A 15,798-nucleotide genomic window follows, 5' to 3' on the forward strand; every position below is an offset into this window, starting at 1 on the left:
AAGATAAGGATTTCAATCTACATAGTCAAAGGGTCAAGAAGTTTCCGTTGTGCTATCACTATTAAGAGAGGATTCGATGTTTATATCGTAAAGCTAATAATTAAACCTAAAGTCAAATTAATACATGGGATTTAAAAACTTGTTATAAAGCATTAGGAGAATTAAATCCGTATGGTATAAGAGGTCGACCTGGTCTAATACTTTGGCGTATCCATAATAGTCGTGATTGTGTTTGTATTTTTTTTATGTTTGAAAGTTCAATACGTCACAATCAATCCCTTTTCGAGGTATAGTCGGAGAAGATGGGCCGCTCGGGCTGGATTTGTAGTGATGTCTATGAACATGCCGGATAGTAAACCTCCATGGGTGCCAAAAAAATCTGCAAACGCATGCCGAGGACCTTTCCCCACTACGTCTCGTAAACCCAGGTATCCTCCTGGTTCTATATGTGGTTGAATCAGAGGATCCTGAGCAAATGTCATACGTGAAGCGCGTTCGACATATTTTCCTCGTGTCGCTCTGGCCAACCCACCGCGTCCAAGTGCCTGGTTTAATTCTGCCGGGGATAGGAATCTACTTAGGACCGCGGTATCACCCTGTAGCAAAACATCGTCAAAGTTTTGAGCATGTTGTCTAGCGACCTGCTCTAATCTCTCAATGAGTTGAACTCGTCGAACTGCTTCAGATTGTGCTACCCCTGTCACGCTCCGTGCATGGCCCAGTATTTGTCGAGAACCGCCTAAAGCATTCTCAGGATTAAGTCCATACCTAGTCAGAGATTCTCTTTGAATCTCTGCAGCTTTTCCCCTAAATTGCTCCCATCCTTGGACCTTATCACCACCCGTTCTACTCCCACCAGTTCCTCCCGGCGGGACTTTTGGAGGTACACCTGGTGATCTAGGTAACGAACGTATGCGTGGCATGTATCGTGTAGGTATGTATGGTGTAGCCGATATACCCATTGAAACAGTAAAGTCCAAATCTTCGCCAAATGAATGCGCCCACTCTTCACTGGCTCCCAATGCTTCCGCACCTGCAGAAGCACCTTTAGAAAACAGAGTCCTCTCTTGTTCCCCGGTCCAGATTTGAGTCACTCCTGTAGAGGCATCATCTGCAGCTTTTAATCCAACTGCATATGCCAGCGGCGGAACTGGAGCAAGTAAACCGGCACCAATGCCTTCACTCACGCCCTGAAATACCCTCACTGCACCCATAGTCCTTATTGCAGGCACCGCCTCTCGCGCCGAAATTTCAGCTTGAACTTCAGACAAATATTCGTTCCAACCTGCTTCGGACAGTTCTGATATTGCTTCTCTACGATTTTTTTTAGCTACTATAATTCGTTTCTTGAGCTCGACATTTTCGCCGAGGAGGCGTGTAAGATTGGCTTTGGCAACCTGAATGTTGGCATGAAGGCGAGCTTGCTCAGCTGCGGCTGCAGAGCCTTCTTTTGTCTTGAGATATGCAGTTAACTCAGAGTCGATGCGTTTTTTTTCTCGGAGTAATTGAACGTATTCTTTCCATTCCTTGGTTGCATGAGGACGCCTGCCAGTGCCCGTAAGATCAAGTTTATATGGCACTGTTCCATGTATGAGGATTGGGTTTTGCTCTGATAATTCGAGCATATCTTCATCTGACAATGGCACTGTTCCATGTATGAGGATTGGGTTTTGCTCTGATAATTCGAGCATATCTTCATCTGACAATGGCACTGTTCCATGTATGAGGATTGGGTTTTGCTCTGATAAAGATAGCACTTCTTCATCTGACAATGGCACTGTTCCATGTATGAGGATTGGGTTTTGCTCTGATAAAGATAGCACTTCTTCATCCGATATAGGAGGTACAATATAATTTTGAATCGGGTCATTATCATCATTGTCGTCAGGTTTTGAGCCACTACGTTGTATATTCCATTGAAGGGATTGTACCTCTTTACTGTTAGTCGGTAGCGTCTGTTTTGGATTGACTGCTAAACTTGGCTGCTCGAGTCTTCTGCGAATCCAAACATAGGTTGCCGCTCCAAGGCCGCTTATAAACGTCCCATAGAGGTACATGAATGCACCAGCACCTGGACTCCATCCACTTCCGGGAATCGCCCAACCTGAGCGAGGGTTGTAAGCACTGTTTATCAACCCACCTAGCCCAAAGCTAAACGGTCCAGCCTTAGGGCTGCTGAGCGCTCGGTCAAATGCGTCGAAGCCAACATTAAATAATGATCCGGCGATTCCACTCCAATTTAGTCCCGGACCGCTCGTCCAACCGCTGAAACCTGTCTTGCTCTGCTGCCAGATTTCACGGCTAAGCGCACCATATGATCCGGCGGCTGAGAAAGCAGTGCCTTCCAAGGCCGCTAGCCCAACGCTTTCCCAATCAATCCCTTCTTGGTTAGGAGCCCGTATGCCCATAAGTTGTCTTGTTAGATTGCCGGAAGCTGCACCAATGCCGAAGCTTATAGGTATCGGCACATTAACGCCTGACAATATTGCTGTCACACCAACTTGGACCGCCAGGGACAACGTGTAGGCACCTATAGTCTCCCATATACTAGGTTCCTCTGGCGGAGGTGGTGGAATTACGATTGGGCGGTCGTTGCCAATTATATCAGCCATCCCAAATAGGTTAAAGGTATTATAAGTCTGAGTATTACGTACGGCGGCAGGGATTTCATACGCTCTACCGAATTCGTTATCTGGTAAAGGTTTGAAAGGATCTTCGACGTCGGCGATACCGTTAGCGTAGGCAATCAGGTGCCATAGCGCACCATCACCGTAATTCACTTCAGCGATGTCGAACAAAGACTCGCCTTTTTGGACCACATGACGCGAAGTGCCACTAACAGAGACATCGCTTATAGGAGTATAAGAGTAATCGTAATTCATCCCTATGGCAGGACGACCTATCTCAATAGTACCACCTGGCCAATATGGGGTGGCATATCGCTTTATGATAGTATCAGCAAAATCAAATTTCGTCCCGTTAGCTAGGCGACCTATCCCTATAGTACCAACCATGCGATTACCAATATAGAAATAAGTCTGTTGTCCCTTTTTTTCATCTGGTAATCTGCCCTGAGAATTGGTCAGTATTAGGTCGGTATTTTTCAAGATTATTTTGCCTTCTGCATTGTAATCGTAGAGGCGATCATCGCGAAAGTAGGTAAATGGAAAGTCTGAGTCTTGTAGACCGCCCTCGCTCATGGAGGCGTCAGGATACAGCTGATCAACAGATTCCTTTGTAAGGCGACCCAAGGCATCGTACTCCTTTATAGTTTTGAGATTAAATGTACGATCATGAATTTGCTTCACAACATACGTGCCGTTTTCGTAATTGTATGTATAAACAAATCTAGTGTTAACTCCTACATGATCAAAGCGGGTTGCAGTAAAATCATAATAGTTGAGCAACCCAGTACGCCTATCGTAATTATTTAGAATTGAGGTACTATTGACGGGGTCGAGTGCATCATATTTTGACGAGTGTATTTGCCCGTCGTCAAAATATGACGTGTTCGTAGTGCCCAACAAAATGGGAGCCGGATCAACCTCCATACTGTTAGGTGAGATCCAGTTACGAGCCCATTGTTGAATGCGCTTGACATCGCCGCGCAGGTTTACATCGCGCGTTGACTGCGTATGCCAGTGACCAGATCCGCTCTGATCTGTTGGTGGGATTTGGCCGTTTTCATTTATTATAACGACATTGGTATGACGGGTGCGCATTTCGATTAGGCGCAAGTGGCCAAGATCGTCGTATGTATATCGCTGGTCACCCATGATGTCCCATTTACTGAGAGGGGGCAATCCCGGGCTAAAGCCCCGTCCAAAATACCTTTCAACCTCACTGCGACGACCCACGTTATCATAAAGGATGCGAACGCTATTCGATACCCTTTCCTTGAGTTGAATCGTTCCTTCGTCCGACAATACACCATTGGACACTAGCATGCGGCCCTCGGAGTCGTAATCGTAATAACTTTCGCTCGATTCAGGTTCATCGTTACCCGTATAGAGGAATTTGGCTTGAATGCGGCGAACGTTACCCCATTCATCATACGCATAGCGCAAGTCACACCTGGGACCCTCCTGTATGCTATATCCCTCGACTTTTGACATCCTCCTTTGAATGTCGTAACTAATGAGATTAATATGCGTGGATTCGTTGTCTTGGCGGCTTTCCGCTACTAACTGACCGTGTGTATCATAGCTGTAATAGGTTGTCTCTTCATTATTGAAATTGGTGTTTGGGTTGATAACTATCTGTCTTATCAGTCCATTATCATGGTAAAAGTACCTAGTTATGGCGTTACCCACCGAGGCGTACCTGACCTCTCCAAAATCATTATATTCAAAACTTCCGTTGCTACCAGGCTGTAGAATGCGCTCGATTCGGCCTACTATATAGTCCTCAGTTGATGCGATCCACCTCTTTTGATTTCCAGCGGTATCAATTTCCTCTGCTTTGTTGCCGAAGGGGTCAAATTTGCAGCTGGTCACCCTTCCCATCACATCACGCTGCTGGACAACCAAATCTCGTCCATCCATCCAGGTATATGACCAGGGAGCATTTCCTATGTCAATAAAAGTTCTTGTGGCAAAACGGCGACTTGCTTGATCATATCGGAACGTCTTAAGATACGTACGCTTTACTGTGCCTGTTCCAACGTGACTGTTATATTCGCCGTCACCATTTGCATTTGTGGTACGTAGGACACCGTAGAAAAGCAGGTTGCCGTTACGATCATAACGATTGAACATTACGGTGCCTTGTGCGTTGCGGGTGCCAAGCCTCTCGCCATAAATATTGTAAGCATATTCACTCTTTATGGTAGTCGCATCTATTTCCGCAATTAATTGACCGACACTGTTGTACTCCTTATGTCGAGTTCGCGAGCTTATCAAAACTTCTGATTGAGGATCCCAAGCTTCATCGACTTCCTTGACGACATTTCCCAATAGGTCACGAAATGTCCGTTTAGAGATCAAAGCATTACCCGTGATACCACTTTTTGAGACAAAACTTTGTGTTCCGAGGTGTTCGTATATAACCTTGTTGTTATCATCATACAAGTATCCACGATAAAATGGAAAACCAAGTGAAGGTTGGCCGTTAACGAATTCGTAGCCCCCTTCATCGGTGCTGAGGACGTTCCCCCAACGATCGAGAGTATAATCAGAGTAAGGAGTCACATATCCATATTCTGTTTCTGTGCCGGCCGCAACATCGGCCCAAAATTTTGGCCTTCGAATCATAATAGTACGACCCAGTACATCATACTGATATTCCGTAATGCGTTTTGGGTACGTACCGTCAGTAACAATAGTATTGCCACGCCTTTCTTCTCGCGTGATCTGCCCAAGCAAGTTGTAAGAATAAATGGTATACCCATCACCAGCAACTTTACCAACCAAGTGACCCGCGTTGTCGTAGTCATATCTGGCTTTTCTGGCCGAATTAAGCGATGCTGGATCTAGGTTACCAGGTCCCCATTTATATCGCTCTTCAACAATCTCGCCAAAAGCATTATAGCGAACAGACTTTCCACTTTGCATCTCTTCACTACCTTCTTGGTAGACATCTAGAGTATCAGTGAGCTGTCCAAGTGCATCATATACATAACGCCGCTCTATTCGATGTTTGTTAATTCCCAACGGCCCGAGTTGGGAGCGGATTGTTTGCGCCTCTCGGACTACTCTGCCTGCAAAGTCGTAGGAGCGATGTTTGACATAACCCTCCGCATCCTTTATGCTTACAAGGTTTCCTGCCGCATCATATCTGTTAACAATAAGTCGTCTATCTTCTCGATCTTGTAATGTGGACTGCTCTTGCCATACGGTCCGTCCGAATAGGTCGATCTTTATGGATGTGACAAGTCTCTCGGAGATCTGGTCTGAGAATGGATCGACAGCCGCCTCTTCATTAGCAGCGAGTGGCGCTATAATCCGTGTAGGTTCGATTATCCTCACAGTGTGTCCCAGTGCGTTATAAGAGAAAGAGGTCACATTGCCACCTGCATCGGTTACAAGAAGCGGCTTCCCATATCCATCAAATGTGGTTGATAAAACTGTGGTCGCAACATCAGAATCCGGATTTATCCATCCCCCACCACCACCTTGGTCTCGATCCCAATAAACAACTCCGTGTTCAACACCGTTTGCATCGGTATATCTCAAGCCGAAGCGATCCGTGCGGATTTGTTGGTTAAGAGCGTTGTACACAAACCCAGTGATGCGGTTCATGCCATCCTCATTTCCGGTAAGCTCTTTTTGCAGTATCAGATTGCCTATTGGATCATAGGAGGTGATTGTGATATATCCAGCCGCATCGACACATCGAATTAGACGTCCCATTGTATCTCGAGTATAGGATGTGTCTTGCCATTCAACAATGTTGTTAGCCCGGACTCTTTGTTTGATAACGTCGCCAAAAGTATTGTAATCGTAACGCGTTAAAGCAGCGTCTAGATCGCCTGACACAGAATCAGGATTTGGCCGATAGTAATTAGAGTGGCCTAGATTACCAGGAGTATGAGTTGAGTAAAACGAAGCTGTTGGGTGTGTAACAATCACCTTACGGCCGAGTTTATCATAACTTAGTCTTATAGTGCGTGCTAAAGTATCTTCCATTGCATTCCCATTTTCATCATATCCCCTAATCAGTAACGGGTCGATCTCACCAGGAGTCCAATAGAATCCATTTTGAGGAGTGCCTGGGGATATAGTTACGCTATAACGAGTAACAGTTTCTTGTTCACCAAACAAGTTATATGAATATCGGGTTACTTTCATAAGCGGATTGATCTCGTGAACTACACGTCCATGACAATCATATGTTTTCCACATATACTGAAATGCACTGATATCCGTACGTGTGCCGATGTGGACCATATTACCCATCGAGTCGTAAGTTATTGAAGATTCGGGCTTGAAGCGAGTGGTATCCGGTTCAGGTTCCACTGAACCTGTAACTATATCATAGTAACCGTTGTAGCGAGTTCCGGTGGGCCGACCAATCTTGTCGAAAGAATACTCCGTGATAACGGAATTGTTTACGTAATTAGCCGCCTCAATCTTACGTATCATATTTCCAAACGCGTCGTATTGAAATCGAGTCTCAATTATTCGGTTAGGAGAATCTGTGTTGCTCTCTTCGCCACGCAACTTGAACTTTAGACTGGGTGTTGCCTCTAAGGTCTTTCTACCCTTGCGGTCGTAAGCATATACAAACTTGTTCCCATTCTTATCGATCCAACGTAAGTTGTCACCAAACCCATTGTATTCATATCGTTCAGTGTTTCCCAAAGCATCCACTGCGATAGTGAGCCTACCGGCTGCGTCAAATTCGCTAGCATGGCCCCGTGTGCCAGAATCACCGATTGCATGGTCCCCTCGAAGGATAATCATCTCTGATTCTGTCCTAAGAGTGTTGTCCGATAGTTTGAAATCGAAATGAGCGAATTCTGTCATCTGATCGAGACCATCATATTTTCTCTCGAGGAACGATAGATCGGCCATTATCTCAAAACGTATGCGTCCAGCGGCATCGTGTATATAGGTGGTAGTTCGATCGTTTGCAGGATCCAATACTAAAGCACTCTCGATTAAAGATTTGTCAAACTGCATCAAATCAATAGGCAAAGCATAGTCAATCCGCTGAACTAGTTGTCCCAAGGCGTTATGGATTTTCTTCGTCACATGGTACTTACCAACTGGTCCTCCGACACGAGATAATCTAGCTTGCAGCTCCTCCACTATGAAAACCTGCCTGCCTGCTGAATCATAGAAAAGCATTGACAGACGATCTTTTGTACGGTCAGCTACCGTTAGAACAGAAGCTGCCAGGTCGGCCTCAACGTATGAAGAAAGATGACCCACTGTGGCTGCATACAATCGACATTCAGTCATCCGGCCCAAGGAGTCATAGCGCCGTTCTTCAATAGAGTGCTTGCCAGCTGATCCGACATTTGGTTCGATAACGTTTATTGTAAAACGTAACTGTCCAATAGTATCATATACAAAATGCTGTATACGATTAAGAGGATTACTATGATCTACAGCGATGGCTATCGCACTCTCAGTATATTCAGCCAGGGTAAGAGGCAATGCGAACTGAACAGTTGTGGTCTTGTCACCAAGAGCGTCATAGGAGTTCTCAGCAATACAACCCAATGCATTGATAGTAAAGCGCAATCGATTCAGCCGGTCGTAGACAAAGTGGGAGCGTTGTACATTGGTCAGTGAAGCAGGTGCAACATCGTTATAGCCTAAAGTCGCCAACTTATCAAATACATCTTGCTCAAGTATACCCCTTGTTGGTGTTGTGTCGTTCGCAGTTATCCACGCTTCAGAAATATAGCGATCGTATTTGCGCGATTCAATAACGTTATCAAAGGAGTCATAGCGATTCTCTGAAACCGTCCATTGTCCTGGCTTGTCTGCTTCAAGTACGAATCTATTTCTTCCTTCAATATCGTTAACATAATGACTCTTACGGTCATTTGTAGATGTAGTAGCATTCACGGCAGCTTCAATGGTTAGATAGTTGAAATTTGCAAGAGAACCTATGGCATTTACACATCTAGTCATCCGGATTATGCGACCAAATGTATCATAATCTTGCTTTATTACCTGATGTTTGTTTTCATTCAATGTCTGCAAGGCGTAAATAGCCCGACCCAAGGCGTTATAGGCATAATGATAAACTCTGTCCCGCGTTGAATCACCAGCATTCCGCATTATGGCGTCGACCGTGGCCTTGTCAAATGCATCCAACGCCACAGTTGTAGCGTATTCAGTACTCTTTACCACTTGTCCGAACGAATCGAACTCTTTGGCGCCCACCTTATACATGAGCCTATTACCATCTGGCGACACAGTTTGTAACTGATAAACTTGACGACCCCCCTGATCGAACACAAAGTATAAAACCCTATCTCTTTGCAGGTCGCCGGTCCCAACGGCACCTGCTATAGTTTCCTCATTTATAGCCAAGAGCGGCACGGCACTCGCATACGAGGTAATGTGGACAAGCTGACCTAATGCATTCATATCCTGTCGACTTACCTGGTAAAGAGGATTTTCCCCTTCCACCGAAAGCCTCAGTACATTATAGCGAATGTTATCTAATGCATCATGAACATGCTGTTCGATACGATTCGCAGAATGGTTACGATATGGGATAACTTCCGCCGAGATGGCCTCTTCAGAATATTCTCCCAATTGTGTTCGCTGTGCGAATCTCTCAATACAGATTGTTCTACCAAGTCCATCAAAGGTATGCTCAGTGATAGAGCCCAATGCGTCTACAGTAAAACGAATCTGGTTGACTTTATTATACACAAAGTGCGTAGGACGATTTCTGGGATCGGATTGCAAGGGGTTTACTGCCGCAGCGATTGTTCTTTCGTCATATTGAGTTAGTGTCGACAGGTGGAGGGACGAAGCAAAGCGGGTATTTGTAAGCAAATTGCCATTAGCATCGTATACATTTTCTGTGACGTTACCAAGTGGATCAATTACAAAGCGAAGACGCCCTTCTAGATCGTAGACATTATGGGTAACCTGGTTTTCATCGTCATTTCGCAAAGAAACGAGTACGGCAGTAACATCAGCTTCCGTCAAAGAATCATTGGTAAAGGAAGCCCGTCGTGCGAACCTTGTTGTTGTTACGACATTGTCCAATGCATCGTATATATTTTCAGTCACCGAACCTGTAGCAGTGATTGCAAAGCGAAGACGATTAGCACCGTCATATACACGACGGATAATATAGTCATATTTGGAGGGCAAACCCTGTAATGCTGCCGAAATGGCGCTTTCGTTGTACTGTAACAACTCGGGCCGTTTGGCCCAGAGCCTGGTCATAACTATATTACCTAGCGAATCATAGATAGTCTCCTCAATAGAACCCAATGCATTGATAGTAAAGCGCAGTTGGTTCACTGCATTGTAAGCATAATGCGTCAACCTGTTGTCTGAGTTATTGCGGTCGACCGCAGATTCGATAGCGATTTCTGTATACTCTAGTAGTTCAGGGCGAATGGCAAACTGCAGTATTGCTACGACGTTGCCAGATGTATCATATAATCTCTCATTTACAGATCCAAAAGAATCAACTGTAAAGTGCTGGCGGTTGTTACCATCATATGTCATGAATGTGCGCTGCAAGCCCACCAAACTAATAGGATCGTCGTCATCATATCCCAAAGTACGTAACATCTGTTTGATTTCCTCCACTCTAATACCAGACAAAGAGGGCTCTTCTAGAGCTGAAATAATGGCTTCAGGTGTAAACCTGTCGTATGTACGCTTTTCAATAATGTTATAGTCGATGTCGTAACGATTCTCATCAACGATCCAACCTGTGGTGGCGTCTACAGATTTAAGACTAAAACGTAGTTGATTATCACCGTCATATACTATATGGGTGCGTTTATCGCCAGGCATGGGTGCAGGGTTTGTGATTGAATCAATGGTCACATCACCTAGTCCTTCAAGAGCGATAGATGGTAGCCGATCGAGGTAGTGATGACTGTAAACCATTTGGCCTTTTGCATCATACCGGCTATCAACAACCTCTCCCAATGCACTAATGCTTCTCGTAAGATGGCCAGTCGCATCATAGATCCGCCATGTGCTGTTACCGTTGCGATCAATAAGGCGTGTCAGATGACCAGCCACATCGTAACGATAATGCGTTACAAGGTTGAGTGCTCCTGAAGGGCCAGCATTAAACACAGAGTTTGGTGCAAATATTTCTTTTAATCGTCGGCCCAGATTGTCAAATTCATATAATATCACATGCTGATTAGGGATCGCGACGGTCCCACGTGCGACAGAGATAAGACGATCCAGATCATCGTATGCATTTGTAAAACAAAGCTGTAACCCATCTGTTGCTGACGCATCCAAAACGACTCTTCTCATACGACCTTTACGGTCATAACTATATGTTGTAAATCGTTCTATGGCAGTCCCATTCGCCTCGGTAACCTCAATTTGCTGGCCGAAAGCATCGAACCTAAATAGTGTAACTAGATTCATGCCCTCTGGGTCCACCTGCTTTTTAACTACATAATTCCGCTGATTGTAACTGAAGCGAGTCACCGTCCCACGTGCATCTATCATCGCTATCTTACGGCCACTCTTATCGTAAACTGTTTGAGAGATTATTTGACCCAGAGGATCAACTATGCTGGTCGGCTTGCCATCTAGGTTATATTCATAATATATAACATTACCTCGTCCATCTGTGAGGCTTCTCGTTTCACCGTGCCGTGTCTTTGAAGTAGTTATTTGCCGTCCTTCTGGAGTGGTTACCATCACGATACGATTTGTCTCGTCATATGTATACACAGTCTCGTTTCTAAGTGCATCAATCAGGCGATACTCGCGACCGAAAGCATCAAAATCAGTGCGCATTACATGTTGCAACGGATCTTTTATCTCAACGCTTCTACCATTATCAGGATAAAACTTTGTAGTTACCCAACCCAATGCGTCAATCGATCGAATAATACGACCGAAAGCATCAAATTCCAACCGTGTATTTGAGTTAATTCCCCCCACATCTTCGGTCTGCGATACTAAGTGTCCGACCAGATCGTAATCGAACTGGCTGGTAGTGCTCTGACCTTTCTGAGTAGATTGCACTCTGGCAACCAACTCTTGAAAGTCGTTATAGATATTCTCTGTAAATCCTTCTTCTGAATCTTCCTGTTTTACTAGCTGGCCACGACGATCATATTCATACCGGGTGATCTGATCAGCACTTGGGTTGGCAATCAAAGACAACATATCAAATAAGGATTGATCGGCCAATCCACCACCCTCACCACTTCCGCTATCTCTATAGAGTAACTGATTCATGTTAATATTGTTCAGAAGTGCAGCATAGCGATGAACCTGTTCTGGTTGCCCGAAACTGTTGTAAAAAGTTTCGGACACTTCACCGGCAAGACTACTGTCCTCCTCATATCCAACGACATTAACCGAATGGGTTTGTCGATTCTCACGGTCATAATAATAAATAGTCAAGTTGCCATTAGCATCAATGCTTCGCACCAATTGACCTAGCGTGTCGTATGCGTAGGAAGTACCATATTCACGTATTGCCTGCTCTATTCTCTCCGGAGTTGGGTTCGCCCCTAGCCAGGCATCGCCTTCGCCTCCCAAACTCGCCGTTACCTCGTTATAGGCGTTATAAAAAGTACGCTGTGCGCGTTCTTCGTCAGTACCTCTTGCTGTGATCACACGGATAAGGCGACCAACCGGGTCGTACTCATTGTGTGTCAGCGTTGATCCGTCATGCCCTGTGACCTCTAGAATCCTCCCAAAGTTATCATATTGTACAAAGGATACAAGATGAGGTATCCCTGCCCTGTTTTTTAAGGAATCTAAAGAGTCCGTTTCTGTAACAACTACCGGCGACATGTATCGCAGTGTTCGCTGGGTATTAAGCGCGTCATTGTATATCGTCTCAGTCAGAAATTGCTGCTCGTCTACGGATCCAGTTACACGGGCCTGTTTATCATAATATAGGTAACTTCGCAGCCCGCTTGTATCGACAGGTAGCCATGCCGAGACTTGATTGCTCCCCACAGACTGATTGGGGGTCACCATGGCCTGCTTGTGAATTCGTAATGACAGAGTTCTTTCAGTCGATTTACCGTTGGGATTAATGACCTGAAAACGAATGCTGTAGAATCCTTCATAGCTACAAGCTCCAGTAATCGACCGAGTAATGGCATCAAACGATAGCCCAGGCGGCAATCCTCCAAGTACTCGATAGATGAGCATTGATCCAATCGCTTCTGGGATTACATGGTTCACAGGTACATTTGCTACCAAGTCCAACGGAGATAGTGTAATCCATTCAGGCCCTGCTCCGCCTCCTGTTTCTCCCCCATCTACTGTCTGCTCGTCTGATGAAGGGACTGGAAGGAAATTGAAAGGTAAAGTAATATCAGAGGCTCCACCGCGGTCATCTTCGACACGCAGGGCTATGCTTTCATTAGTTACTGCTAAAGGAGGGTTTCCACGCAACGTACATTTATCGGCGTCGAAATTCATCCAAGTGGGCAGATTACCAATCACGCTGAAGATAAGCCGGTTGCCATATGCACTATATGCAGCCATGCGACAACTAAAAGGTTGGCCAGCAACCAAGATTTGTTGAGTGGCACCTATCCAAACGGGCATAGAGTTAATTGTTGCTGCTGCTTCTGCCGCGGGACTCCGTTGGCTATATCGAACCGTTTCTATAAGTCGACCGCCCGCGTCATATTTGAATTCGGTTAAGAATCCAAGTGCATCAATTATTCCAACACGACGACCGTCTTTATCGTATAGGTATCGCGTCACGCGATTGCCAGTTTGTATCATAACCAAGCGGGAAAGATCATCATAGGAATTAATGGTGACAACCCCCAAGGAGTCAGTATAGACAGTTATTCGACCTACCTCATCATATTCCATGGTTGTGCTGCGATCATTTGTAGTATCTACGATCACATCACTATCTGCTCCGCCTACTGTAAGAGTAGCCTTTGTCACGGTGTCTGTCGTGACGTCGTACCAGTCCGTGACATTTGCTGGGTTCTTATATAATGTCTGACGGAAGAGTAGTCCAGTCATATTGTACTCAAACCGTGTCACTGCTCCGGTAGCGTCAACCTTGAACTCGAGATTACCTGCAGCATCATAAAATCGGTAGCGACGGCCTCCTTGTGAATCCTCAAGCATTTTAAGCCGGTCAGCATTGTCATACAAGTAACGCCTTTGTCGCGTACTGGTTCCGTCGGTTTGGCTAACCTCCGTTAGACGGCCGCGGATGTCATATTCGCGGGTTTCGATGAGGCCACTAGAATAGGCCACGATAACGCGCCGGTTAACATCGTCGTAGGTGACGGTTTGAGAACCATGAGGACTATTATTAGTTAGAACTCGGCCAATTCCATCAAATGTATTACTGTTTATGCTGGTGCGGATATTGCGAGAGGGACCCCGTACACTGATTGTATTCTTTAATTGGGCATAAGCATCGTATTTAAATTCAGTTACACTAGTCTGTTCGTCAAGCACGCCAGAACCAGACGAGCTGATCGTCGCGTAACTCGTTTGCTGACTCACATTGCCGCGTGAATCATATTTATATTCAGTGAGCTGGACCTGTGTAACATCTGGGAGTCCCATCACCCAGTTTTTCATATTAACCTCCGTCAATTGATGAGCCGAATCAAGATTGGTTACGTCATAGGTATTACCTATGTATAATAATACCTGAGTTAGCAATCCAAAGCCATTGTGCTGACCACCGTAACGATTTTCAGTCACGCGTCCTTCTGGGCTTACTACAAAACGCAATCGCGCATTTGAGTCATATACATAACGCGTGGTGATAGGATTGATCCCCTGTTGAGATCCGTTGCCATCTGGCTCAGTAATTAGGTAGCGAGTCTCGTTCACGAGTTGGTTTAGAGGGTTGAATATGCGTCTAATAGTATTGCCGGCCGCATCACGCTCAAATTCGTTGTTACCCGCGCTATCATACTCGAAGCTAGTTTTATTATTTTGAGGGTCAGTTATAGATTGAATGTTCCCTGCATCGTCATATTCGAATTTCTTCGACATGTAAGAGCCTACCACAGGGGGCGTTAGAACCTCGGTTAGGCGGCCATTGGACCCATCGTGGCGATACGCCCAGACCTGACCATCGCCATCTGTGATCGTCGTTATATTCGTTGGAACCTCGTAGGCGATTGTCCATTGTGAGCTTGGTAGTCCACCCTGATCGGTGACGGCACTCACTCTGCCCAAGTGGTCATAGTTAAAAATCACTCCCACGCCGTCGCTCTGAGTTACACTTACAATGCGGTTACTCGTAGTATCATAGACATAGCTTGTGACAAAACCATCACCAACAGGGATACTACCGCTGTTAGGTGTTAGATATCTCGTGACTGTTGACAAGCGGCCAAGGTTATCGTAGTTGTAATCCACTAGTCTCAGTGGGTCGCTCAGTGTTGTGGATGGGTTGCCGCTAGAATCTTCAGTAAGTGGAATTGCTTCTAGGTGCTGCAGGCGGGTATGGCCACTGAATGAGTTATATGTAAGTTTGATCGCCTGTCGGCTTATAGCATCTTCAATAAACGTCAACAACCCATTGCTGTCATAGGTTATGTTGATACTATTATTGCTAATATCAGTTTGGCGGACTAGACGTCCAATCATATCTGGGCCGTTTGAATTCGAATACCTCTCCGTAGTGCGCAGAGAGCCATCTGTCCATACCCACTCAGTCATGGTATCGTCATAAGTCAGTTGGTCGTGTGCTCCACGGTCGTCGGTTGTTAAAAATACGTTATGAATGGAATTCCAAGAATAAGTTGTCTCGTGGCCGTCTCCATTGATTAATAAAATGGTCGCCTCTGGTTCGGGATGCAGAGGTGACCCAGGACCCTGAAATCTCAGAGTCTTTTCATAATTCCAACGCCAAACATCTTCATTACCAGCACTAGGTGTACCTAGAGAATTATATGTGTGTAATGCAAGCAGATTCATTCCCCGACCCGCTAGTTGAATATCATGAGATTGGAGTACCAAGTTGCCATTAACAGCGTTGACGTTGGCTTGGATGCTTCCCCCACCGACGCTCGATTGTCCAAGTACTCCTGGAGTACCTATAGTATTTAGTGATGTATTCAGTAATCCTAAGCCGTTGCCTGCAACAATAGCTACCATCACGTCTCACATTATGTTTTTGATGCTATAACGCCAAACCTGTTTACATCATTAGAAA

General features: G+C 45.4%; 1 protein-coding gene. It reads right to left on the reverse strand.

What is annotated here, in order from left to right; translation table 11 throughout:
- Window positions 1-257 precede the first annotated feature (257 nt).
- Window positions 258-15,740, reverse strand: coding sequence for a hypothetical protein (locus NMY3_RS02410; RefSeq protein ID WP_196817361.1), 15,483 nt, complete (start codon window positions 15,738-15,740; stop codon window positions 258-260).
- Between the last annotated feature and the right edge of the window lie 58 nt (window positions 15,741-15,798).

The sequence above is a fragment of the Candidatus Nitrosocosmicus oleophilus genome (assembly GCF_000802205.1).
GTDB lineage: Archaea > Thermoproteota > Nitrososphaeria > Nitrososphaerales > Nitrososphaeraceae > Nitrosocosmicus > Nitrosocosmicus oleophilus.